Here is a 22,579-nt window from a genome sequence, read left to right as displayed (position 1 = left end):
AGGAGAATGCCCTGCCCTTGCCGATTTCCTCAACTGGCAGACTTCTGCGTTGTTTTGAGGTGAATGAACCCTCGCTTAATTCGTAGTCAAATCCCGCTTCGCCCACGATTGCGCCGCCCCGAAAGAATCTTTCCGGGCCACCCTGACGGTGCTTACCAACCTGGCGACAAGAAAGAGGAGATGAAGTCTGTGCCACCCTGCCGGCGAGAACACATCGAGCCGGGAGAATCAATCACTCTCCGAACAGATGCCGATCCGACTTCTCTTCGGCCGCTTTATTCTGTTTCCGACGCCCCGCCGATTGTTCCCGCTGATCCAGAGTCGCCGAGGAGTCGAAAGGTTCGGTCTCGACATTCCCCTCTTCATCCATGCTGGTCAGCAGTTCGATCCGCTGCTCGGCATTCTGCAGGACACCGAGACAGTGTCGCAACAGCCGCGTGCCGCGTTCGTACTGCCCCAGCGACTCCTCGAGCCCCAGTTCACCATCTTCGAGCTGGCCGACGATCCCCTGCAGTTCGTCCAGAGCCTCCTCGAAGCTCGTCGGCGTGTCGGTTTCAGTCTTCTTTTTCTTCGCCATGTTTCGTTGTCTTATCAGTCAGAGACGACTGGCGGATCTCGACCACGTCGCACCGCAATTCGCCTTCGGAGAGCAGAACATCAACCGCCTGACCGGCTTCCACCTCGGCTGCGGAGCGAATCGTCCGCCCCGTTTCCGGATCGCGCGTCAGGCTGTAGCCGCGGCTCAAAACCCGCAACGGGCTCAATGCATCCAGATGAGCCGCCAGTTTTCTTACGTTTGTCGTTTCCTGATCGTAACGTCTCTTCACACACCGCACCAGTTGTTGATCGAGCTCGTCCAGTTGACGCCGTGCGTCGCTCAACAACTCCTCCGGCTTCGTAAAGAACCGGTTTCTCGCAATCGTATCCAGCGTGAACCGCGCCTGCCGGGCCCGTCCAATTAGGAGTTGTTTCAACCGCTGCTGAATCTCTTCCAGCCCAGCCGTCAGCTCGGCCTGATTCGGCACCGCACACTCAGCCGCTTCACTCGGAGTGAGGGCCCGTCGATCCGCCACCAGATCGGCGATACTCACATCGATCTCATGCCCGACCGCACTCACGACCGGAATCGGCGAGGCCACAATCGCCCGGGCCACCACTTCTTCGTTGAACGGCCACAGGTCTTCCAGACTGCCGCCACCTCGCCCGGTGATGATCAGCTCCACGTCAGGGATCTCACCCGCCACCTTGATGCCTTCGGCAATCTGCGGAGCAGCCGTCGGCCCCTGCACCGGAACCGGGACAACCACCAGCTCACAGATCGGCCAGCGACGCGACAGCACCTGCAGCATGTCCCGTACAGCCGCTCCCGTCGGGCTGGTCACCAGGGCAATCTTCTTCGGATATCGCGGCAGCGGCCGCTTGCGTCCCGGATCGAACAGTCCCTCGGCGGCCAGCTTCTCCTGCAGTTGTCGGAACGCCAGCTCCAGTGCCCCCACGCCCTGCGGAAAGGCCCGCTCGACGATGACCTGATAGCTCCCCCGCGGCGGATACAGCTCGACCGGCCCGACAACGACGATTTCGAGTCCGTCTTCCAGATCGAATTGCAGCTTCTGCGCCCGGCTCTTCCACATCACCGCCGAGATCTGGGCATTCTCATCCTTCAGCGTGAAATAGACATGCCCCGACCGGGCCCGCATCACGTTGGAAACTTCCCCGACGCAGGTCACCTGATAGAAATTCGACTCGATCAGCTCACGGATTTCCCGCGTCAGCTCCGAGACGGTCAACGGTGAAGATTCAGCTGTGCTCATGCCGGCATGGTAGCTCAAATCGGCCAGATGACCAGCCGTCCGAGGCGCAACAAAAAAGCCGCGTCCCCAAACCAGGCCGCGGCTTCTTTTGTGTCGACAACATCGGGAAATTAGATGTTGTAGTACAGATCGAATTCATACGGGTGAGGACGCAGACGCAGCTGGTCGACTTCTTCGGTCCGCTTGTACTCGATGAACGAATCAAGCATGTCCTTGGAGAAGACATCGCCGGCGGTCAGGAAGTCGTGATCGGCTTCCAGAGCGTCCAGAGCTTCGGTGAGCGATGTCGGGGCGACATTCGTTTCGGCCAGTTCTTCCGGCGTCATGTCGTAGATGTCGCGATCGAGCGGCTCGCCCGGATCGATCTTGTTCTGAATGCCGTCGATCATCGCCATCATCAGAGCGGTGAAGCTCAGATAGCCACAGGCCGAAGGGTCCGGAGTGCGGAATTCGACACGCTTGGCCTTCGGGCTCGACGAGTACATCGGAATGCGGCAGGACGCCGAGCGGTTTCGCTGGCTCATCGCCAGAGTCACTGGAGCTTCGAAGCCCGGCACCAGACGGTGGAAGCTGTTGGCCGTCGGGTTCGACAGAGCCACGAGAGCACGACCGTGCTTGATGATCCCGCCGATACCATGCAGAGCCATTTCGCTCATCCCGGCGTAGCCGTCACCAGCCATCAGCGTGTCGCCATCTTTCCAGAAGGAGATGTGCGTGTGCATCCCCGAACCGTTGTCCTGGAAGACCGGCTTCGGCATGAAGGTTACCGTTTTGCCGTGACGCTTCGCGACGTTCTTGATCACATACTTGTACCACAGGAACTGGTCAGCCATCGTCCGCAGGTCGGTGAACCTCATGTCGATTTCACACTGACCAGCCGTCGCCACTTCGTGGTGATGGGCTTCGACCACGATACCGAGCTTGATCATCTCTTCGACCATCTCGCCCCGAAGATCGACCAGCGAATCGTTCGGAGCCACCGGGAAGTAACCGGTCTTGTAGCCGAGCTTATGCCCCAGGTTCCCGGTCATCTCCGGCTTGCCAGTGTTCCAGGCGGCTTCCGAAGAATCGATTTCGTACATCGCTCCCCGCTGAGACGAAGCGAAACGAATATCGTCGAAAATGAAGAACTCCGGCTCCGGCCCGATGAAGCACGAATCGGCGATGCCGGTCTGCTTCAGATATTCAATCCCGCGACGAGCCACGCCCCGGGGATCTTTGTGATAAGGCTGACGGGTGATCGGATCGAAAATATCAGCGATCACACTCACGGTCTTGATGCTGAAGAACGGATCCATACGAGCCGAGTCCGGATCGGGAATCGCGATCATGTCCGATTCGTTGATCGTCTGCCAGGCACGGATCGAAGACCCGTCGAAACCGAAACCGTCTTCGAAGATCCCTTCGTCAAGCGTGTCCAGCGGATAGGTGCAGTGCTGCCACGTTCCGAACATGTCGCAGAACTTCATGTCGAGCTGAACGGCTTCGTTCTTCTTCGCGTAGGCGAAAAACTCTTTCGGCGTCATCTGGTACTCCTTGCCTCTTCAGAAAATTTTGCAATCACATGACGTGGTTGCCTTCGCGGGAAGACCACCTCCCGAAGCGATACGATCGCTCCGAAGGCTGCCGCACATTCAGCTTCAGCGTCCAACTCAGGGCGCGAGACGCAACACTTCCCACGACCGTAAGTTCTCATCCTGATCCTGAGCGCTCATGACAGGTTCCGCTTCAGATTGTAATGCACGGAAAGTTTTGCAGGTTCAGACTGCCCTGCGAAATGAGGGGAATTGTCACTTGAAATGACAGCACGGCTCCCCGCGCAATCCTACAACCATTCTGGTTCTGTACAGCGGCGAAGGTTGTATCAGTAATAGCCAAATTTGAACGCGGTCGCAATTCCCACCTCACGTCCACGTCGTTTTTTTGACGCCCGACATCCGCCTTCCGTTGAGGAAAGTAAAGCCCTTTTCCTCCCGCTCATCCCCCGCCTTGATGCAATCGGAGAACTCGACCAGAACACGCTACTCCACTGGAGTGGTCGCATCTACAATCGGAGACTCCGCAACCACGATCGGTTCCCCGGGCTCTTCCCACATTTCCGGCGATGGACGATCCGGCGACACAATCTCTCGCGTCGCCACGATCATCGGCAGGAGGTTCGCCAGCACACCCACAATCGCCGCGAATGACAGCAAAGAGATGATCGCCGGGTTTCGTCCCTGATCGACCTCATTCAACGTCGAAATCGGGTCGGTGATCTGCAGGATGTGATAGCCGGCTCCCGATCGATCGTAATATCCCACCGCGGCCAGAATCATATACGGCACGATGGCCCCGAACGCGAAGATCACAACCAGCAGCGTCCGGGCATGCATCGGCTTCAGTTCCGTCGAGACCTTCAGCAGGTTCCGCGACATGAAGGCCCCGAGCCCCAGATAAGCCACGATATAAAGCATCACAACGAGAATCGCCTGGAACTCGTTGACTCCCAGACCACTCACCATCGGCATCGTCACCAGAGCGAACGCGAGTACGATCCCCAGATTAATCAGCAGCAGCAGGTAGCCCCGAGTGCCCCCCGGCATGAACGGCACCAGCAGCATCCGCAGGGCAACGCGTTGTGGCAACTCTCTGCGGATCCGTCGCGAGAGATAATCCCGCTCCATCGAGATGAAGAACCCGAATGCCGCCCAGTGGATCAGCGACAGAATGCAGACCGTCGTGAAGACTTCGTCATCGATCCCGCCGCCGAAGAAAAACGCCGTCGCGATCATCAACCCCCACGCCAACAGGCTCTGGCCTGTTCCGATCAGCCGCACTCCCGTCGACTTGTTCCCGGCTTCATACATCAACTGCGAAATCGTGATCTGCAGAAACAGCAGGAAGTAAGAGGCCCCCATCACGAAGAAGCAAATCATCCCCGCCACAAAGTCGGGATCGCTGAGCACATTCTGCTGCATCGAAGCAAACGACAGCATGAGAATCGAAATGAACGCCGTCGCCAGACCGCCCATGATGAACAGGGAACTCAGCGTCTGCACCTGACGATTGGAAGCGACCGTGCTCAGCATCAACGTAAACGTGCACAGCAGGATCGAAGTTGCCAGGAGTATTACCAGCAGCACGACCATCGAGACCAGGTCGAACCCCTGCAGCAGCGATGTGAACGCGATGAACGGAGCAATCGCGCAGTAATACACCAGAATCTGCACGATCGAATTGGACAGTTTACCCAGCACGATCTGTCGCGGTGTCAACGAGGTAATACTCAACAGCTCATACGTCTGCGCATTCTGTTCGGTCAGCAGGCTTAGATAAGCCGTGAACGGCACGATCACCAGCACGGCTGCGCTCAGAACGACATAAAACGCCTGAAAGAACTCGCGGCCCGGCGTGCCGTATTCCAGGTTCTGCCCCGACATTGTCGTGCCGAAAATGCAGATCAACCACGAAGCGATCAACAGCAACATGAACGTCGCCACGAAAGCACGGCTCTTCAGAGCCTGCCGCGTCTCCTTCACGAGAATCGGATTCATCCGATCGCTGAAACTTTCAAGTCGCGAATCCGGGATCTGCAGCACACTCATGAATTCCACTCCGGAAATTGAACGCAGGAAGTCGGACCAGCACGGCACAGTTGGCGAATGCCTTCCAGAATACCGCCGCTGGGGACTTTCGGACATTATGCAGTAAAGACGAGCCGTTCGCATCAGCGAGACTGACAAAATCTCTCATCCCGTCTGCATCCGCCCCCCCCCCACGCCAAACGGCGATATTCCTTTTCAGATGAGACCGCTTTTCTGTTAGAACAAATTCAGCATGGCGGGGGGATTGCCGCCCATGCGCCTGCAGGCGAAGCATGAAAATGCTCTAACGGCTCCGCCGCACGTCCGGTTCACCGCGATTTCAGAAGTGTCACTCGCCACAGATCAAACCTGGTTGGTATGTTGTGTGCACGCCTTCCGTGACACCGCTTCTCACTCTCGGATCATGCGAAAAGGGCCGCATTCATGCAGAGATTTCATCTGTTTCTGACGCTTGTACTCGCGATAGCCATCGGCGTGCTCGCCTGGCAACTGGCCGTGCTCAATGGTCGACTGGCCACCGATAGCACCGACGTGTCCGGTCTTCAATCGGTCCGTGAGGAATTGCGGGAAATCCGCGAGGACTTCTCCAGCCGCATCCGCCCCGAACCTCCGGCCCGGCAAAGATCAGAAACGCGATCCTCAGCCGATGCGCTCCTCTCGGACGTCACCTTGACCCTGCGAACCCCTGATGGCCGCCCTTTGCCGGGCTTTGAAGTCGAGCTCGAATCGGATGAATCCGAAGCCCGCACGATTCGCATCACGGAAGTCACCGACGAGCAGGGCTCGATCAATCGCAAAATTCCTTACGGTAAATACGACGTCAGGCTGAGCGAACCTGGCGGGTGGTACGGCTACCGCGAGTTCCTGGTCGCCTTCGACCAGCCGCAGACCTTCGAAGTCATTGGCCCCGATCCCAACGAACGAGCGACCGTGAACTTTACCTCCAATCTCGATCCCTCGGGACTGCAGGGACTGCACTTCGGAGAATTACGCCAGAGCCTGGGCGGAAATGGGTGGTCTGAGCCCGATGCTCCCGCTCCCGGAGAAGAGTCCGAACGGTTCTCCACGTTCCCGACACCGGGAAACGGCATCACTGAAGTCGCCGCCTATATTGAACTCATTCTCGACCAGACACTCGACCAGCCCGATGGCACCCAGCTTCCCTGGCGATGGAATCGCGCGAAACTCGATCAGATGCCCATCCTGCTGATCACCGCTCAAAACCAGATCCGTACCTGCGTCGGAATCGATTCGAAAACGACGACCAATTCGGTCGGCGAGTTCTTCACCAATCTCGGCGATCGCGAGTGGCTCGGCTACCTGCTCCTCGACATCCGGGAGACCAGGCCCGAATACCAGCTCAAGCTCGGGACCGGACAATTGAGAGTCAGCATTAAACGCATCCTTGGCCGCCTGGACGATCAACTTGCCAACGACCTCGTCGGACTTCCCCCCGCCACCTCCAAACAACTCTGGTTGACCGGTCAGATGGACGCCACATCGCCATGGCTCGACCGCTTCCTCACCTTCGAAAACTGGGAACGCGGCGAAAGCATCCGCCACCACGCCATCCGAAGTCTCGACTTGAAGCCCGACGATGATGTCACCATTAATCTTGCGTCCCCGCAAACGGCCCCAGAGTAAGAAACAGCCACAGCGTAAACATCTCCTTGATACACTCTGTGTAGATTCAAAGAAGTCAGAATCTCCAGATGGAATCGAGCGCGATGTACGAAGTCCTCCATTACCCCCTGATCGACCCTTCAACGCTCGAACCCGGCTGGTTCGCGGCCCTCTACATTGGCTTCAATCTGTTTGAAGCCGTAGCGTGGATCGTCATCGGCTTCGTCGTCTTCTTTCGCTTCCAGCAGGACCTGACGGGCTGGCTTCAACTCGTTTCATTTCTGCTCTTCGCGGCCAGTGATGTCATGGAGTGTTTCGGCGAAAGCCCCCTGCTGCTCCTGTTCAAAGGCGCGCTGATCCTCTCACTGATCCAGGGCAGTCGCTCACTCCGAAAACGGCCCTCTTCACCGTCCGCGACTGCGGATGTCTGACTGCATGGCATCTTCCGCTCCCCCACGCTAACCTGAACAGAACCCCACACCCGATCCTCACCTTGGGCCAGGGCGTTCCTCACGCCTCCACGGGAGTTCCCTTAATGTTGGAATGGCTGCACAGAAAATTCCGCTCACAATCGCCCCCGCAGGCGCTGCGCCCCGAAGCCCCGCAACCTGTCGTCGACAAGTTCCTGCTCCGTCTTCACGTTGTGCCGGATCAAGGCGAAGACTTCGACATTAAAGCCTGCGAGCGACTGCTGGATGTGATCCGCTCAAAGGGGGCGAGAACCATCAACGACGTCTTTCGGATGAACATTGCCGTAACCATCGAAGACTTCTTCGACGGCAACCGCTGCAAGCATTCGATCGCCGCCAATGTCGAGCCCCCGTCTCCATTCGATTCCGCTGAGGCCTGGGCCATTCATCTCAAAACGATCCGAGCTCGTCGGGATGTCCACGATGTCCTCATCCCGATCTCGATGATCGAACCGTATGAAGACAACCGTCTTGGCAGCTGGCCCTATGCAGATTCGATCTGGGTTTATTCGTCGCTCCCCCTGGACAAAGTGGCGACGCTGCTCAAACCCCTGCGGCCTGATGAACTCCGGGATGCTTCTCAGAAGGATCCCGATGGAACCATCGTCCCTCCAGTCCCTGCTCCGCCGGGCATCACCCCCTATTGGGTCTGGTGGGACTGATCGACATCATCGATGCTTAGTTCTTGACCGAAAGTCTGCACCATGGGCCTGTTCGACTTCCTGAAACGCGAAGAACCCCAGCCGCCGGAACGGAAAGGGCCACGCCCCGACTACGTCTTCGCCCATTACGCACTTCGCAGCTTCGCTCTCTCCGAACCGCTCCAGGTCCTCGGCATGCTGGCGTCTCCTCAGGCCGCGCGGTTTCTTGACCTCATCATTGGCACCGTCACCAAACAGTGCGGCAGCCCTCCGTCATTCACCTCCGCCGACATCACGGTCCACCCCCTCCGCATCGGCGACCACGCGACCTCGATCGTCGAACTCCCCGGCGTCCAGGAACCAGCCGAAGCCTACTTCGTCGCCGTCGTTCTGCCAATTTCCGCGATTCCCAGCGAAGAGTCCGACGAAGTCGCCGATGGCGAAGCGCGCTACTTCACTCTCGAAAAGACACTGAGCCTCGGCGAGTCCGCCAAAGACGCACCGCCGACCGTATTCTGTGAATGGAACCAGGATGCCCACACCAACTACGGCGAAGGCCCTGCCCCGACACTGAAAGGCTTCGCTGATACTCTGGCGAACCATCTGACCTCGACCGCACCGTAATCAACCTGGGTTGACTTGCCTGATAACTCGTGAGGAATAACGCAATGAGTGAGCACTGGGAGTTCTATGCCACGCAGATGAACGATGCTCCCGCGACCATTCTGGTCGACATCGGTATCAGCAAAATCCTCGATTCGCTTCCGGAAATCATTTGCCGGATTGAGTTCTCGTTCTCGAACCCCACGCCGGGCGGACTTCCCTCCTCGCCGGAAGAGAACGAACTGGCCAACGCAATCGAAGATGAGCTCTCGAATCTGGCCGAGGCCGAAGGGCATCACTATCTAGGCCGGCTGACATGCGAAGGCAAACGTTACTTCTTCTTCTACACCGCCAACCCGCCGAGCCTTGTCATAGGCATGAAAGCAATCAACGACCGCCGCAATCTTGAGCTGAAAGCGGCTGCCATCAAAGATCCCGATCACGAACAGTATTGGAACACACTCTATCCCACCGGACAGGACTGGCAGGTCATTAAGGACACCAAGGTCCTGCAGGCCCTCGCTCAGGACAACGACGACCCCAGCATCGAACGCGAAGTCGACCACTTCGCGTACTTCAAAGACATTGAGTCGGCCACCGAGTTTCAGGAATGGGCACAGACCGTCGGCTGTCAGCCCCGCCACGAAATCGAACTCGATGACGACTCCTACTCCGTCAAGCTCTACCACATCGGCCGCATGGACCTGAGATCCATCACGAACGTCACCGTTCCGCTGGCCCTGAAAGCCGAACAACTCGGCGGCAACTACGACGGCTGGGGAACCCCACTCATGCGCCGAGATCCCTCGTAATCAGCAACACCCGCAAATGCACGGCAGTCCGGACCGGTTGAGGTCGGCGACAACGCTTTCAGGCGTGGCGAGAGATCAGTTCGAAGCGATCGAGCAGATACACGAGACGGGGATCGACCGGTTCGCCGGTTTCGGTCTTGCCGTCGAGAATTTCGGTCGCCTTCAGCCAGCGTGTGTTCGATTGCTCTTCCAGAGCCGCGTTGGCTGTCTTGCCGTAAGGATCGGTAACGAAAAACTCGATAATGTACGGCTGGGCCACGCTGTCGCCGGGAAGCTCGAGTTCCTGTTCGATATGCAGCCGGGCCATGCTGGAAATGATGTAGTCCTTGCCACGACGAAGATCGAGCTGCCAGGCGATCTCACGATCGAGACACTCGCGGAACGACTCCTGTTCGAGCCGATTGGCGGCGATCATTTCATGCTGACCCCGCCGCTCGTTCCAGAGCGTCAGCCAGCGTTTCTCGTCTTCTTCCGGATGTCGAACCAGGGCAACAGATCCGAAAAACGACTCGGTGATGGTCGATAACATGTCACACTCACTTCTCTGCTCGAGCAAATTCAAAATCCGACTGCAGGCGTTTGCAGGAGCAAATTCAGCATGGCCGGGGGATTGCCGCCCATGCGACTGCAGGCGAAGCATGAAAATGCTCTAACGTTCGTTCATTGGCCCCTTCAGTGTAACACAGTTGCTGTTGCCGCTAGAGCAGTTTTCCTGAGGGCCCAGCCGTTCCGTTCGAGTCAGAGGCCGCGTTTCATGCGCAAAACACCAAAGGTACTGCTCATTAGAGACAGCAAAAAAGAACGCAGCGGAAGAAACCGGTTCTCCCACTGCGTTCGGTATGATTACGCGTTGCTTCCGACTCAGGCGGCTTCAATTTTGCGAGAACAGCGGGCCCAGCCGATCCAGTCCTGAACTTCCTGCAGATCCGGAGCTTTGCCCGAACGAAGAATTCGCTGTCCGCGCGGAGATTCCGAGAACGGCTGCACCGACTGGAACAAGGCTTCGGCGTTCTGATGGGCCAGCACGTCCGGGTCGACGATCCCGCACGCGACCAGAATCTGAGCGTCGTGTCCCCGCAATTGAGGAATGCAGCAGACGAGCTTGGCCTGTTGCTGCCATTCTTCCAGCACGGTCGGCGTAATGTGCTTCAGGTTCAATCGGCTGGCGATCTTTTTGAGATCCGCTTTGAGGAAATCCCGCACGGTCTTGATTCCCACCCGATTCAGCCGCTTCGCCGTCTTGGGGCCAATCGACGGTGCATCGACAATTGCGCTTTCGCGAGACAGATAGAATCGAAGTTCAACCGGAGCGGCGACCGCCGCCGTTGTGCTCGAAACGACTGGCCGATCCATTACCGCAGCCGTGTTTCTCTGTTCCCGTGGAAAGCGAACAGATTCCGGCCGCGATCCGCGAGCCCGGGCTGATCGATGCACAACAGGAGTGGACCCGGCCGTGCGAAAACGCACCGGGCGACTCGAACTTCCCGTCCCAGCACCCGGGTACTTCCGCCGATGCATCACTGCTCGCTTCCAGACGCGAACATTCGTGATGCCGTAACGGTGATTCTTGTAAGCCCGAGCCGACTTGCGGTTCGAGGTCCGCAGTTTATTGAGACGGTCCAGCAGCACCGTGTCTTCAATGGCGGCCAACGATTCGGCATCGCGAATTTCGCACAGAGCAAGCAGGCGAGCTTCCGAAGCCTTCAGTCCGGGCACGCAACAGAGCAACCGGGCGGTCGATTGCCAGCGACGCAGTCGCGTCGGCGTGATGCCGGCTTTCTTGCAGAACTGATCCACACCCGATCGCACATGCAGCAGATCATCAATAGTTCGCACGTTCAATCCAGCCAGTCGTACGGCTCGCTTGCGGCCAACCTGAGGCAGCACGGCGACGGCACTGGTCGGTTCGAGCTCGAACTCCGTGATCGAAATGGCGCGGATCGGATCGTTGGTGACAACCGGTTTCGAACGCTCCGGCTCGCTCGGCGTGGAAACCACCTTCCGAAACTCGCTGATCGGACGACTCAACACGGTCGCGGGGCTTTCAGGCACAAACGGAGCGGCTCCCGGCTTCACGATCTGCTGCAGATGAGCCCCTTCGCTCACACACGCATTCGCAACATGCTGATGACAGGTGAGGTAGACAATCTGCTGTCCGTCTTCGGCGTACTGCCGCAGAATACGAATCGCCGACTGCTGCTGTTCGTAATCGTGATCGGCCAGAACATCGTCGAGCGTGAGCGCGAAGCCGAAACCCTGCTGACGGTATTCCCGGGCGATAACGAGCCGCAGCATCGTCGAAATGAACTGCTGATTGCCGCAGCTCAGATTGTCCCACGGATGCCAGATCGCGTCGGAAGAGAGGGCTTCCAGCTTGCGGCTGTCGGAATTGATCCGCACACAGCGCCATTTGGAATGGCTGTGCCGGCAAAGGTGAATCGACGTCTGGGTCAGCACGGGAGAAAGCATGCCGCGGGACTCGAGCAGTCGCAGTCGGGCCACAACCTCATCGACGGTTCGCAGTGCCTGAACTTCCTGACGGAGTTTATCAAGTTGCAGTTGATGATCCTGAATCTTCTGCATCAGAGCCGTCCGCCGTTGTTCGAACTCGCTCTGAAGATCAGCGGTTCGCAGACCCTTAAGAATCTCGAAGAGTCTGTTGTAGTCCTGTTCGGCGATCAGTTTCAGTTTGAGCAGTTCTTTCTGACGCAGCTTCAATGCTTCGAACCGCTCTGCATCAATCAAACCCGTCGCCGCATCTTCGATCCAGGCAGCGATCTCGGTCTGGGCGGCTTCATCCAGAAAGCGATTGGCGAAGACCATCAGTCGCTGCCGGGCTTCTTCGTGCTTCGAGCAACCGCAAAGGCGGATCTTCGTTGTCGGGCAGCCATCGGTTTCCGATTGCGTTTTCCACAAGCCGGCCAGGGCGGATCGCCGCTCTTCGAGTTGATCGATCCAGAGCGTCAGCCCTTCGCGGCTGTTTTCGTTAGACGTCTTCAGCGAATTCACATCACACTGGCAATGGGACGCACAATGCGACTGCGACCATTCCGAAAGCTGAGCGGTGTGCTGCTGCACGGTGTTTCGCAATGTCTGCCAGTGGGCATCGCATGGCTGGAGATGATGTTGTCCGCATTGCGCACAAGGCGTTGCTCGCTCCAGAAGCTGGCTCACATCGCGTTGCAGCGAATCGAGCAGCTGAGTCTCAGCTTCGACCAGATGATTGGGCAGACCGGGCAGATGCGCCGCCCGAATCCGTGTCGCTTCTTCCTCCAGATCCTTAAGAACGTCCTGGGCTCGCTTCAGACGCTGATAGTTCTCTTCATGCTCACTCATGGCCTCGACAAGCTGACCGAGACGAGCCGAAGTCCGGTGGCAGTTCTCTTCCCGCAGTTGCCGTTCGGCCAGTTCGGCGGCCTTCAGTTCGCCCTGAATCCGCAGCAGTTCTTCGCTGCACGATTCAATCGCCGACTTCGCCTGTCGCAGTTCCTGCTCGGCTCTCTCGATTTCAGTCACTCGTCGGCCGTACCGGGTTTCATGCTCACTTTCGAGCGCATTGCGTTCCCGATGCAATCGTTCGATTCGGGCTTCTTCCTCGCGGATTTCGTGGGAACGATCCTGCGGGCACAGCTGATTTTTGAGTGTCCATTTGCCCGACTTGGTTTCCATCGATTTCGATTCGAGCTCGATCCCATCTCGGCGAGCCGCTTCGAGCATCCGCTGCAGATCGGCCTGATCCCGCATGCAGGAGAAGAACAGAGCCCGCGCCAGGGGATCGCGGAACCGTTTGACCGACTGAGCGACATTACGTTCGCCCTCGTGAGTGGCCGACTGAACCGTCAGACCATCCTCGACGGTCTGACCCGGCTTCCAGCGGATGTGAGCGCGGCCATCCGGAGTGGTCAGTTCGACCTGCCCCTGAGCCGTGTCGAACGTGGGACGACGTTCATTGTCCTGAAACAGCGAATCCCGGAGAAAGTTCCAGGTCGTGCTTTTTCCGGCTCCGTTGGTGCCGTAGACGATGTTGAACCCGGGGCGGAAATCGCTCAGTTCGACATGAAAATCGGAACCGGGGCGAGAAATGGAAATCCGTTCCAAACGCATGATCATCTTCCCTGATTGAGCAGATTGTCGTGGGAAGCAGACAATATAGGCCCCTGTCTGCTTCCAGCCGGCGGCCGTCGTCAGCAGCAACGTCTCCACGTCGCGATCGCTGGCAGCCGCAAAGCGCACCCCCCCGGTGCGCAGACGGGGAGTTTATGCGATTCCGGGAAATTCCAGCAACCCGGATTCATCGAATCGCTCCAAGTTGCCACCACGTCAGAGGTTGCAGTTCTCGCGGAATCTTCTAGCATGGCGGGAAGCCAGCCGCTCTCTGCCCCGGCTCCTCGCGCGATGGTTCGTCGTCAGACATCGCCCGCCGGTCCTACTCTGACCTTCGACGCTGATTTTATGCCGCAACGAAAACGCCCGTTCCGCTCCCGCGACAAGTCTCGCAGCCGTTCCCGCTCGCGGAAACCGAACCCGAATCAGAATCGGATCAACAAGCCGGAAACCGTTCGGCACGCCGTTTTTCTGCTGGTGGAAGCGCATCGAATTCAGAAGAAGCTCGTCCGGGATCTGCTCACGACGATGCGGATTCCCGATGAACTCAAGCCGCAGGCCGGAGCCTGGGCCGAACGGCTCATTGTCCGCCGCCGCACGATCGATCACATTCTCAAGAAGTGTATCGCCCGCCCGGCCGATCAGGTGCAGGAGCAACTCTGGACCCTGCTCCAGATGGGAGCCAGCGAACTCCTCTTCGGGCCGACCGATGTGCAGCACGCCGCGATCGATGAAACGGTCGAACTCTGCCGTCTGCTCGATCACGACAACTGGACCCAGTTCGCCAACGGCGTGCTTCGCGGCGTCCAGCGTCTGATGAGCGAAGAAGTGTCCGACAAGCCGAGCGCCCGCGCTTACCCCCTGACCGCCAAAGAATACCGGGTCCTCCAGGAAGATATCTTCCCGGATCCCGCCGAGAACCTGACCCAGTACGCCGGGATCGCCTTCAGCCTGTCCGATCCGATTCTCCGTGAATGGAGTCGTCGCTACGAACCGGATGTCCTGCTCACTCTGTGCGGAGCCACTTTGCGGCCCGCGCCGATGTCCGTTCGCGTGAACCGGCTGGCGGTCGAACCGGAGGAATGGCTGAAGAAGTGCCAGACTCAGGGCATCGAGGTGACACCGACAGAATTCGCCGGCTCCTATCTGATTGAGACTCGAACACGGCTGAGCGATCTGCCCGGATTTGCCGAAGGAGAGTTCGTTGTCCAGGACAGCACGGCGACCATGGCCGCACGCATGTTGAACCCCTACCCCGGCGGTCGCGTGCTTGATTTGTGCGCCGGCCCCGGCACGAAGACCACTCAGCTGGCCGAACTGATGCTCGATCGGGGCGAACTCGTCGCCTGTGAAGTGGCTCCGCATCGTATCGAACAGATCGAAGACAACATCAGACGACTCAACCTGACCTGTATCCAGACTCATCAGATCGAACGCAACTCGCCGGAGATCCCCGGAGAGCCGTTCGAAGCCATCCTCGTCGATGCCCCCTGCAGCAACACCGGTGTTCTCGGCAAACGTCCCGAAGCTCGCTGGCGATATTCAATTCCAGAACTGCATCTGCTCAATGAGCTCCAGATGCAACTGCTCGATTCGGCCGCCAGCTACACCACCGAAGACGGACGTATCGTCTATTCGACATGCAGCATCGAGCCGAAAGAGAACGAAGGTCTCGTCACTCGCTGGCTCGAACAGCATCCGGAGTTTCGGTGCACCGATATGGCCCATCGTCTCCCTGACGGTCAGCGCGATGGCGGCTTCTGTGCACGACTGGAACGGATTGAGGTCGAAACGGACGAGGAAACTCCACCCGAGTCGACCGATGGCGAGTGAGTCTCAAGACTGACACAATTCAGGGCTCCCGGCGGAGACTTGGGCTGAGAGAGTGCTCCGATGCACAATGGGGAGATTGAACACTGTACCATTCCCGACGGTGAATCCGTTGCGACGGGGCGATTCTCCGTGACAATTCGATGTTCTCGCCCCGGACCCTCACAAAAAAGAGGCCCATCTGCCTGTTTCCGGTGTTAGAATGGGAGACCTTCATTTTCTTCCCGTTCCATCCTGCGCGGCATGCCTGACTATATCTACAAAGCTCGAGACTCGGCCGGGAAATCCGTCGCCGGGACACTGGTGGCCACTGATCAACAGGAGGCGCTGATCCAGCTCGGACAGCAGAATCTGTTTCCAGTGTCCGTCCAGGCGGCTCCGACGACCGGCATTCCCAAGCTGAATCGGGACCCCAGGGTCAGCGCGACAATGCTGGTCGCGTTTTACTCTCAGCTGGCCGATCTGCTCACCTCCGGCGTCCCGCTGTTGCGGTCGTTGAAGCTGATCCAGGATCAGGCGGCGAATCCTACCCTGAAGGAAGTGGTGGGGGACATTCGCGACCAGGTGGCCGACGGGAAACGGCTGGCTCAGGCCATGGCCCGCCATCCCAAAACGTTTTCGACGCTCGTGATCAGCCTCGTGGAAGCCGGAGAGGAAGGAAGCTTCCTGGAAGACGCCCTCCGCCGACTGGCTCTGTTCGTTCAGCACCAGAACGAACTCAAAGGCAAAGTGATCGGGGCGATGATCTATCCCGCCTTTGTCGGCACGTTCGGCGTTGTAATCGCCATCATCATGCTCGTCTTCTTCGTGCCGAAGTTTCAGCCGATCTTCGACCGGATGGAAGCCGAGCGAGGCCTGCCGTGGGCGACGAACACGCTGATGGGCATTAGCGATACGCTGCAGGTCTACTGGATTCCACTCCTCGTGGGCATCGCCGTGGCCGTTGTACTCGGCATGCGGGCGTTACAGTCGGAACGAGGACGACAGATTTTCGACGGCATGGTCGTGAAGGACTTCAAAGTCGGTCCGCTGAATATTGGCGTTGCCGCCATCGCCCGTAATCTGGCCGTCGCCCGCTTCTGCCGCGTGCTCGGAACCCTGCTGCAAAACGGGGTGCCGATGCTGAGATCCATCGCCATCGCCCGGAAAGCGACCGGAAACGTGGTGATCGAAGAGGCCATCGAGCAGGCCTCGGAATTCGTTTCGAGCGGGAAATCGCTGGCCGGCCCGCTGCGACAGTCGACCTTTTTTACAGCCGATGTGGTCGAGATGATCGCCGTGGCCGAGGAATCGAACCAGCTGGAGCGGGTGCTCGTCGAAGTGTCCGATCAGCTCGAACGCAAGGTGCAGACGCGGCTCGACATGCTGGTTCGTCTGCTCGAACCTCTTATGCTGCTTGCACTTGCCGCTTTCGTTTTGTTTATCGTTGCCGCCCTGCTTTTACCGATACTTCAGAGCTCGAACATGGTTTAATACCGTAGGGAAACTAGAATCCCCCCGTTTGACGCTCACGTTACTTCGCTGCATTGTCGTAAGACCGAGGTCCCTCCCATGACACGCTCATTGTCCCCCCGCCATTCCGCCCGCACCCGTCGCGAGGCCTTCACGCTGCTCGAACTGCTGATCGTTCTGGCCATTTTGGGCGTTATTGCCGCGATGGTTGTGCCGAACCTGCTGGGAACGCAGAAAAAGGCCAATATTCAGGTCACCGAATCGAGTATTCACGGACTCGAACAGGCCCTCAAACTGTACGCCGTCGGCAACGGAGGCGAATATCCGACCGGCGGACAGGAAGCACTCGAAGTGCTGACCGCGACCACTGACTCCGAAGGCAATCAAGTCGAACCTCAGCTTCCCGAAATCCCGAAAGATGCCTGGGGACAGCCGCTCCTTTACGAGCACCCCAGCTCGAAGACCGGAAACGGTCAGCCGGCCATCTGGTCGAGCGGGCCGAACCGCTCCGATGAACAGGGCAGTGGCGACGATGTCACCAACTGGTCGGAAGCCTGAACCGTCCCATGCAGTCCCGGCGTTCTTCAAACCGGCTCGGGTTCACGCTGGTGGAGCTGCTCCTGACAATCGTCCTGTTGTCGGTGCTGATCGCGGTTTCTGTTCCCTCGCTCAATTCGCTCACCGCTGAGCAGCAACTGCTCAGCGTGAGTGGCGACGTGGAACAGTTTCTGAACAACCAGCGCCGCGATGCCGTTCGCGACGGACAACGCCGCTGGGTCCGATTTTCGTCGGGAGATCACGTACTCATCGCCGGCCTCGCCGATGCTCCCGCGACCAGCAGCCTGACGCTGCCCGAGTCGCTGTCATTCATGCAGGCCGACTGGGCGGAAGATCTGCCTTCGGAACTGCTCGGCGAGCTCGGTCTCAATTCGCAGGAGCATCGCTGGTCCGCCGAAGTCCTGTTCAATACGGACGGCACATCGACGGGCGCCAACTTCTATTTTGAAGACGATCGCGATACGGCCTTTCAGATTACCGTTCATTCACTCAACGGACATGTCGCCGTAACTCGCGCTAAGGCCTCCGATCTGGAGGACCGTCTGTGAAGAACCGCACCTTCAACCGGGCTGGTCTCTCGCTGCTGGAAGTGGTGATTTCACTGTCCCTGCTCGGGGCGGCTTCCGCGGCTCTGGTCCAGTTACTGGAGTCCGCTCGAGTGGCTTCGGTACAGACCGTTCGAGAAACGGAAGCCATCATCTTCTGCGAGTCCATCATCGGTGAGATTGTCTCCAGCGGCATCGCCCCGGTTGAGATCAGCGAGGAGACAATCGGCGAAGATCCGGCCTGGGTCTATTCCGTCGAGGTTCAGGAAACTGACTGGCCTACGCTCGTGCAGAGCACGGTCCGGGTGTTTCACCGGAACTTCAACGACCACATTGATGCCGATGTCTCGCTGACCCGCTGGATTTACATCCCGGCCACGGAGGAAGGACTTTGAAACCGTCTTCGACTTCCCGCCGATCCCGCCGTCGTGGTTTCACTCTGCTGGAACTGCTGCTTGCCGCCGCGATCTCAACGGTGGTCCTGGCCGGCGTCGGCGGCTTGATCTTGATCATCTATCGGATTGAGCAAACCTCATCTCGCGATATCCACCTGGTGCAGACGGGGCACAATCTGCTGCGACAGTTCGACTGGGATCTGCAGGCCATCGCCGGCCGACTTGTCGAAGAAGAGGGCACGGAGTCGATGGAAAGCTCCGGCATGGTTCTGGCTCTCGACTCCTCCGACACCACGCTCGATTTCGGAATCGAAGCCCAGTCGACAGCCCTGCCGTTCTATCTGGTCGGTGATACGCAGGTCGTCGAGTTTCTGGCCGAGCCGGTCTCCCAGACCGGACGTCAGCTGACATTGATCGACGATCCGCTGGCTGTTTCCGACATCGAACGGACTCAGCAACGGCTGCTTGTCTGGGGCTTCAACACGCCAGGCATGATGGAAGTGGAACTGACAGGCTACGGGCCCGATGATCCGATGGCTCGATTCGAAGCGCTCTCCGATGCCGAACTGGTCAATATCGAATGGCTCGGCGGACTTCCGGTACCGGAACTTGTCTCGATGGAATTCCTGTACTTCGATGGCATCGACTGGTACGAAGAATGGGACAGCACCGCACTGGAGACGCTGCCCAAAGCCATCCAGGTGACAGCCGTGCTTCAGATCACCGGCCAGAGTTCGTCCGATCCAAACCCCGGCCTGATGAAGACCGTGTCCCGCGTAATCGCTATTCCAACTCAGCGCTTTGTCGTCGCCTCGACAGACTCTCTCCTGGAAGAATAGCAAACGCCTGGAGCATCCCGCTCCCCGGTAAAGCGGCACCACGCCGTAAAAGATACCGCTGCCGGCGCAATCCCGCTTCAGCGGACCTGCAGTAGAGAGACCGCCTTAACGGCCTATTCACATAAACGTTTGCAGAACGTTCATTTCCGCTCGAAGAATGAACAACGCGGCAACTCCTTTATCGCCCGCCCACCGGTCACGCGCAGGCCAGCCTGAATCTGGCGTCGCAATCCGACCGCGCTCCGATGCAATCCGCAGATTACCCGTGCCGTCCCCGCAAAGACGGTGAAAGTTCGGCAATGCCTCAAAGCGACACGAATCGTGGCACATGGATCATTGTGGCCGCCTACAACGAAGGATCGCGGCTTTCCTCGACGCTGTCGAAGCTGACGCGGCAATCGTTCAATGTGGTCGTGGTCGATGACGGTTCGTCCGACGATACGGCCGCCATCGCCGCCCGCTTTCCGGTCTGGGTGCTGCGACATCCCATCAACTGTGGACAGGGCGCCGCGTTGAAGACCGGCATCGATTTCGCTCTCGCACGCGGAGCCGAATACCTGGTGACATTTGATGGCGATGGCCAGCACGAAGTGGACGAGATCCCCCGGCTGCTGACTCCACTCGTTTCCGGCAAAGCCGACGCCGCACTCGGATCGCGATTCCTCGGCGTCGCCCGGAACATGCCGTTCACACGCTGGTTGACTCTCAAGGCGGGAATCCTCTTCACCCGAGTTGTCTCCGGAGTTCGCGTGACCGATGTGCACAACGGGTTCCGCGCGATGACTCGTCGGGCCGCCTCAGTTATCTCGATCCGGCAGCCGCGAATGGCACACGCCTCGGAAATCCTGGACGAGATCTGCCTGCACGGACTGCGGTTTGTCGAAGTCCCCGTGACAATTACCTACGCGACGGACACGCTGGAGAAAGGGCAAAGTTCTCTGGGAGCCCTGCGAATCACAGGGCATCTGCTCGTCGGAAGGATCTGGCGATGAACTACTTCCAGTGGTGCACGATCCCGATTCTCCTGCTGCTTTGCAGCCGCGAGCTGAAGCGGTATCTGTCTGATCATCGACGGTATCGGCTGCTGCGGATCAGCGCCTGGGCATTGGCCGTCGTGCTGATTATGAAGCCGGACCTGTCCTCCATTGTCGCGGCTCATCTCGGCATCGGTCGTGGTGCGGACCTCGTCTTCTACGCGTTCATGCTCTCTGCGACCGCGGTGATGTTCCATCTCTACGGGCGGCAGTTCGGAATGCGGAAACAGATCGTCGATCTTGCCCGCCGCGAAGCGCTGCGCACTCCCCTCGCTGGCGAAGGACTGCAGACAGCTCGCCCCGGCGTCGAGTCTTCCCGGGAGGAGCCGTGATGCCTGAGCCGTCCGATGTCACCCTCGTGATCCCCGGCCGAAACTGCGAAAGCACTCTCCGCCGCTGTCTCGATTCGGTGATCCCCCTGCTCCAACAGGGCGAACTCCGCGAGATCATCTTCGTGAACGACGGCTCCACGGACGATACTGCGGAGATTGCAGCCGAGTATCCGATTACGGTTCTGAAAGGAGAAGGACGCGGCCCGGGCCATGCCCGCAACCTCGGCTGGCGAGCCGCTTCCTCCGAGCTGATCTGGTTCATCGATTCCGACTGCGTCGCCGAGCCGGATGCTCTGCAGAAACTGCGGCCTCATCTCCAGAACGCGGACGTCGCCGGTGTGGGAGGCAGCTATGCGAATCTCTTCCCCGACTCGCTGCTGGCGACCCTCATTCACGAGGAGATCGTGACCCGCCATCGCCGAATGTCGGAGGACGTGAATTTTCTGGCAACATTCAACGTCCTTTACAGGCGGCAGATTCTGCAAGAAACAGGCGGGTTCGACGAGACCCTGAAACTGGCTCAGGACGCCGAGCTGGCCTACCGGATTTGTCGCGCAGGCTATCGGCTGAAGTTCGAAATACGTTCCCGGGTTGGACACCATCACCCGCGGAGACTTCGGGGCTACTTACGAACCCAACGGCGGCAAGGCTACTACCGGGTGATGCTCTATCGCAAACACCTGGGACGCATCCGGGGAGACTCCTACGCCGGGATCGGCGACTACCTCCAGCCTCCGCTCGCGCTCATCGCCGTTCCCGCCCTGTCACTGGTTGCCTTCCCTGCAACCCGTTGGATTGCGTTCCTGCCCGCACTGATCTTGTTCCTGATCTCCACTCCAGTGGCGTGGGACATGTCGCGGGAAGCGGGACTGCGGATGACAACGTACGTGCCGTTCGCGGCTGTTCGATCGTTCTTCCGAGGGATCGGACTGTTGCAGGGACTTGCCGCAGCGCTGCGCCACCGGGGGAACAGGCCGCCTCAGTTTCTGAAACCAGAGCAGAAACTGCTGGCCGTGGGCGAGGAGACGCGAACATGAACGTGATCGTACTCGCGACTCATTACCACAATCAGGAGGAGGTGCTGAACTTCCTGACGATGCTGAGTCAACTCCGGCGCCCCGCACGATGCCAGCTGACGGTGTTGATTTCCGACAACAGTCGCAACTGGTCTCCGTCGTCCGGTCATTTGCCACTCTCCGTGCATGTCCTCCGACCAGACAGTAATCTCGGTTACCTCAATGGCTGTCAGTGGGCCTGGGCGAACCGGCCGATGAAGCGCGTCGAGAATTCCGTGCTCCTCATCACCAACACGGACCTCACTTTCGACGACTCGTTTCTTGAGAGACTTTTCGAACTTCGCTTTTCTGAGAATGTCGGCGTGATTGCTCCGGCAGTGACTTTGCCTGATGGGGAAGCACAAAATCCGTTCCTGCGGCACAGGCCGACTGCGTGGCGTCTCGCGGCTTATCAGTGGTTGTTTTCGGGTTCATGGGGGCTGCGAGTTCTCAACAGCGCAGCTCGAATTCGAAGTTCGCTTGTCCGTGCCCGATCGAAAAGAAAGAGCAAGACCAGCAGCGACGTACCGCAAAGAATCTACGCGGCACATGGGAGCGTTTTTCTGCTGCGGGAAGTGTTTCTCGAGCAGGGCGGCAAGATCGGCTATGGCGGGTTTCTGTACGCCGAAGAACTGCACATCGCCGAACAGGCGCGGCGGCTTCAGCTGGATGTGTTGTTCGTGCCCGAGTTGCAGGCGATTCATCAGGGGCATGCCGTTACCCAACAAAGCAGCCTGGCCAGGCGGGCGAAGTTCAAATCCGACAGCCTGAAATTCATCCGCCGCTCTTACTACTCCGGAAATGCACCGGCAGATGGAAGCACGCTGGTCGCCACCGAACCTTGATCCGACGGGCGAGTTCCTGTCTGGATCGATTCAACGATTTCCT

At 58.7% G+C, this 22,579-nt stretch carries 21 protein-coding genes; 15 read left to right on the top strand and 6 right to left on the bottom strand.

The window, feature by feature from the left end; translation table 11 throughout:
* Positions 1-232 precede the first annotated feature (232 nt).
* The 4 genes from L1A08_RS22945 to L1A08_RS03550 form a co-directional block, all read right to left on the bottom strand.
* Positions 233-577: an exodeoxyribonuclease VII small subunit gene (locus L1A08_RS22945; protein WP_390896844.1), complete on the bottom strand. Its 345-nt coding sequence runs from the start codon at positions 575-577 to the stop codon at positions 233-235.
* Positions 555-1,811, bottom strand: a complete 1,257-nt coding sequence (gene xseA, locus L1A08_RS03560) for an exodeoxyribonuclease VII large subunit (protein ID WP_238754298.1) — start codon at positions 1,809-1,811, stop codon at positions 555-557. The genes L1A08_RS22945 and xseA overlap by 23 nt, the downstream gene beginning before the upstream one ends.
* A gap of 110 nt (positions 1,812-1,921) precedes the next feature.
* Positions 1,922-3,337, bottom strand: a complete 1,416-nt coding sequence (gene glnA, locus L1A08_RS03555; protein WP_238754296.1) for a type I glutamate--ammonia ligase — start codon at positions 3,335-3,337, stop codon at positions 1,922-1,924.
* A gap of 495 nt (positions 3,338-3,832) precedes the next feature.
* Entirely contained in the window at positions 3,833-5,398 is a 1,566-nt protein-coding gene (locus L1A08_RS03550) for an ABC transporter permease (RefSeq protein ID WP_238754294.1), read from the bottom strand.
* Positions 5,399-5,821: 423 nt separating this feature from the next.
* Here L1A08_RS03550 and L1A08_RS03545 point away from each other — a divergent pair, with 423 nt between their 5' ends.
* The 5 genes from L1A08_RS03545 to L1A08_RS03525 all read left to right on the top strand — a co-directional run bounded on the left by L1A08_RS03545 (position 5,822) and on the right by L1A08_RS03525 (position 9,547).
* Positions 5,822-7,042 (top strand): carboxypeptidase-like regulatory domain-containing protein, encoded by a 1,221-nt coding sequence (locus L1A08_RS03545; protein ID WP_238754292.1) that lies wholly within the window; start codon positions 5,822-5,824, stop codon positions 7,040-7,042.
* An 83-nt stretch (positions 7,043-7,125) separates the two neighbouring features.
* Complete coding sequence (locus L1A08_RS03540) at positions 7,126-7,452, top strand: hypothetical protein (protein ID WP_238754290.1); 327 nt, start codon at positions 7,126-7,128, stop codon at positions 7,450-7,452.
* Between the two features lie 104 nt (positions 7,453-7,556).
* Positions 7,557-8,153, top strand: a complete 597-nt coding sequence (locus L1A08_RS03535) for a hypothetical protein (protein ID WP_238754288.1) — start codon at positions 7,557-7,559, stop codon at positions 8,151-8,153.
* Positions 8,154-8,195: 42 nt separating this feature from the next.
* Entirely contained in the window at positions 8,196-8,756 is a 561-nt protein-coding gene (locus tag L1A08_RS03530) for a hypothetical protein (RefSeq protein WP_238754286.1), read from the top strand.
* A gap of 44 nt (positions 8,757-8,800) precedes the next feature.
* Entirely contained in the window at positions 8,801-9,547 is a 747-nt protein-coding gene (locus tag L1A08_RS03525) for a DUF695 domain-containing protein (RefSeq protein ID WP_238754284.1), read from the top strand.
* A 58-nt stretch (positions 9,548-9,605) separates the two neighbouring features.
* Here L1A08_RS03525 and L1A08_RS03520 read toward each other — a convergent pair whose 3' ends face one another.
* Both L1A08_RS03520 and L1A08_RS03515 read right to left on the bottom strand, forming a co-directional pair.
* Positions 9,606-10,076, bottom strand: coding sequence for a hypothetical protein (locus L1A08_RS03520; protein ID WP_238754282.1), 471 nt, complete (start codon positions 10,074-10,076; stop codon positions 9,606-9,608).
* Between the two features lie 332 nt (positions 10,077-10,408).
* Positions 10,409-13,651, bottom strand: a complete 3,243-nt coding sequence (locus L1A08_RS03515; protein WP_238754280.1) for a DUF4332 domain-containing protein — start codon at positions 13,649-13,651, stop codon at positions 10,409-10,411.
* Between the two features lie 249 nt (positions 13,652-13,900).
* On the opposite strand from L1A08_RS03515, the gene L1A08_RS03510 reads away from it, so the two are divergent.
* From L1A08_RS03510 to L1A08_RS03465, 10 genes are all read left to right on the top strand, one after another.
* Complete coding sequence (locus tag L1A08_RS03510; RefSeq protein WP_238754278.1) at positions 13,901-15,484, top strand: RsmB/NOP family class I SAM-dependent RNA methyltransferase; 1,584 nt, start codon at positions 13,901-13,903, stop codon at positions 15,482-15,484.
* Positions 15,485-15,724: 240 nt separating this feature from the next.
* Positions 15,725-16,954, top strand: coding sequence for a type II secretion system F family protein (locus L1A08_RS03505; RefSeq protein WP_238754277.1), 1,230 nt, complete (start codon positions 15,725-15,727; stop codon positions 16,952-16,954).
* Between the two features lie 78 nt (positions 16,955-17,032).
* A complete protein-coding gene (gspG, locus tag L1A08_RS03500) occupies positions 17,033-17,491 on the top strand; it encodes a type II secretion system major pseudopilin GspG (protein WP_238754275.1) in 459 nt (152 codons plus the stop codon).
* Between the two features lie 8 nt (positions 17,492-17,499).
* Positions 17,500-18,039: a pilus assembly FimT family protein gene (locus L1A08_RS03495; protein ID WP_238754273.1), complete on the top strand. Its 540-nt coding sequence runs from the start codon at positions 17,500-17,502 to the stop codon at positions 18,037-18,039.
* Positions 18,036-18,431: a type IV pilus modification PilV family protein gene (locus L1A08_RS03490; protein WP_238754271.1), complete on the top strand. Its 396-nt coding sequence runs from the start codon at positions 18,036-18,038 to the stop codon at positions 18,429-18,431. The genes L1A08_RS03495 and L1A08_RS03490 overlap by 4 nt, the downstream gene beginning before the upstream one ends.
* Positions 18,428-19,270, top strand: a complete 843-nt coding sequence (locus L1A08_RS03485) for a prepilin-type N-terminal cleavage/methylation domain-containing protein (protein ID WP_238754269.1) — start codon at positions 18,428-18,430, stop codon at positions 19,268-19,270. The genes L1A08_RS03490 and L1A08_RS03485 overlap by 4 nt, the downstream gene beginning before the upstream one ends.
* 299 nt (positions 19,271-19,569) lie before the next feature.
* The gene (locus tag L1A08_RS03480) at positions 19,570-20,262 is read left to right on the top strand and encodes a glycosyltransferase family 2 protein (protein ID WP_238754267.1); all 693 of its coding nucleotides are present in this window, start codon (positions 19,570-19,572) and stop codon (positions 20,260-20,262) included.
* Positions 20,259-20,636: a DUF2304 domain-containing protein gene (locus L1A08_RS03475; RefSeq protein ID WP_238754264.1), complete on the top strand. Its 378-nt coding sequence runs from the start codon at positions 20,259-20,261 to the stop codon at positions 20,634-20,636. The genes L1A08_RS03480 and L1A08_RS03475 overlap by 4 nt, the downstream gene beginning before the upstream one ends.
* Entirely contained in the window at positions 20,636-21,673 is a 1,038-nt protein-coding gene (locus L1A08_RS03470) for a glycosyltransferase (RefSeq protein WP_238754262.1), read from the top strand. The genes L1A08_RS03475 and L1A08_RS03470 overlap by 1 nt, the downstream gene beginning before the upstream one ends.
* Positions 21,670-22,536 carry a hypothetical protein gene (locus L1A08_RS03465; RefSeq protein ID WP_238754259.1) on the top strand — a complete coding sequence of 289 codons (867 nt, stop codon included), beginning with the start codon at positions 21,670-21,672 and terminating at the stop codon, positions 22,534-22,536. Before L1A08_RS03470 ends, L1A08_RS03465 begins: the two co-directional genes overlap by 4 nt.
* The last annotated feature ends 43 nt before the right edge of the window (positions 22,537-22,579 follow it).

The organism is Rubinisphaera margarita, from assembly GCF_022267515.1.
GTDB lineage: Bacteria > Planctomycetota > Planctomycetia > Planctomycetales > Planctomycetaceae > Rubinisphaera > Rubinisphaera margarita.
Note: the sequence above shows the minus strand (reverse complement) of the source record. Positions and strands in the feature narration are given on the sequence as shown.

Excerpts from the sequence above, each read along its gene's own strand:
- L1A08_RS03495 (WP_238754273.1), top strand. The coding sequence starts at position 17,500 with ATGCAGTCCCGGCGTTCTTCAAACCGGCTCGGGTTCACGCTGGTGGAG.
- xseA (WP_238754298.1), bottom strand. The coding sequence starts at position 1,811 with ATGAGCACAGCTGAATCTTCACCGTTGACCGTCTCGGAGCTGACGCGG.
- L1A08_RS03480 (WP_238754267.1), top strand. The coding sequence starts at position 19,570 with ATGCCTCAAAGCGACACGAATCGTGGCACATGGATCATTGTGGCCGCC.
- L1A08_RS03550 (WP_238754294.1), bottom strand. The coding sequence starts at position 5,398 with ATGAGTGTGCTGCAGATCCCGGATTCGCGACTTGAAAGTTTCAGCGAT.
- L1A08_RS03515 (WP_238754280.1), bottom strand. The coding sequence starts at position 13,651 with ATGCGTTTGGAACGGATTTCCATTTCTCGCCCCGGTTCCGATTTTCAT.
- L1A08_RS03475 (WP_238754264.1), top strand. The coding sequence starts at position 20,259 with ATGAACTACTTCCAGTGGTGCACGATCCCGATTCTCCTGCTGCTTTGC.
- L1A08_RS03525 (WP_238754284.1), top strand. The coding sequence starts at position 8,801 with ATGAGTGAGCACTGGGAGTTCTATGCCACGCAGATGAACGATGCTCCC.
- L1A08_RS03470 (WP_238754262.1), top strand. The coding sequence starts at position 20,636 with ATGCCTGAGCCGTCCGATGTCACCCTCGTGATCCCCGGCCGAAACTGC.
- L1A08_RS03505 (WP_238754277.1), top strand. The coding sequence starts at position 15,725 with ATGCCTGACTATATCTACAAAGCTCGAGACTCGGCCGGGAAATCCGTC.
- L1A08_RS03530 (WP_238754286.1), top strand. The coding sequence starts at position 8,196 with ATGGGCCTGTTCGACTTCCTGAAACGCGAAGAACCCCAGCCGCCGGAA.
- L1A08_RS03535 (WP_238754288.1), top strand. The coding sequence starts at position 7,557 with ATGTTGGAATGGCTGCACAGAAAATTCCGCTCACAATCGCCCCCGCAG.
- glnA (WP_238754296.1), bottom strand. The coding sequence starts at position 3,337 with ATGACGCCGAAAGAGTTTTTCGCCTACGCGAAGAAGAACGAAGCCGTT.
- L1A08_RS03545 (WP_238754292.1), top strand. The coding sequence starts at position 5,822 with ATGCAGAGATTTCATCTGTTTCTGACGCTTGTACTCGCGATAGCCATC.
- L1A08_RS03465 (WP_238754259.1), top strand. The coding sequence starts at position 21,670 with ATGAACGTGATCGTACTCGCGACTCATTACCACAATCAGGAGGAGGTG.
- L1A08_RS03510 (WP_238754278.1), top strand. The coding sequence starts at position 13,901 with ATGGCGGGAAGCCAGCCGCTCTCTGCCCCGGCTCCTCGCGCGATGGTT.
- gspG (WP_238754275.1), top strand. The coding sequence starts at position 17,033 with ATGACACGCTCATTGTCCCCCCGCCATTCCGCCCGCACCCGTCGCGAG.
- L1A08_RS03520 (WP_238754282.1), bottom strand. The coding sequence starts at position 10,076 with ATGTTATCGACCATCACCGAGTCGTTTTTCGGATCTGTTGCCCTGGTT.
- L1A08_RS03540 (WP_238754290.1), top strand. The coding sequence starts at position 7,126 with ATGTACGAAGTCCTCCATTACCCCCTGATCGACCCTTCAACGCTCGAA.
- L1A08_RS22945 (WP_390896844.1), bottom strand. The coding sequence starts at position 577 with ATGGCGAAGAAAAAGAAGACTGAAACCGACACGCCGACGAGCTTCGAG.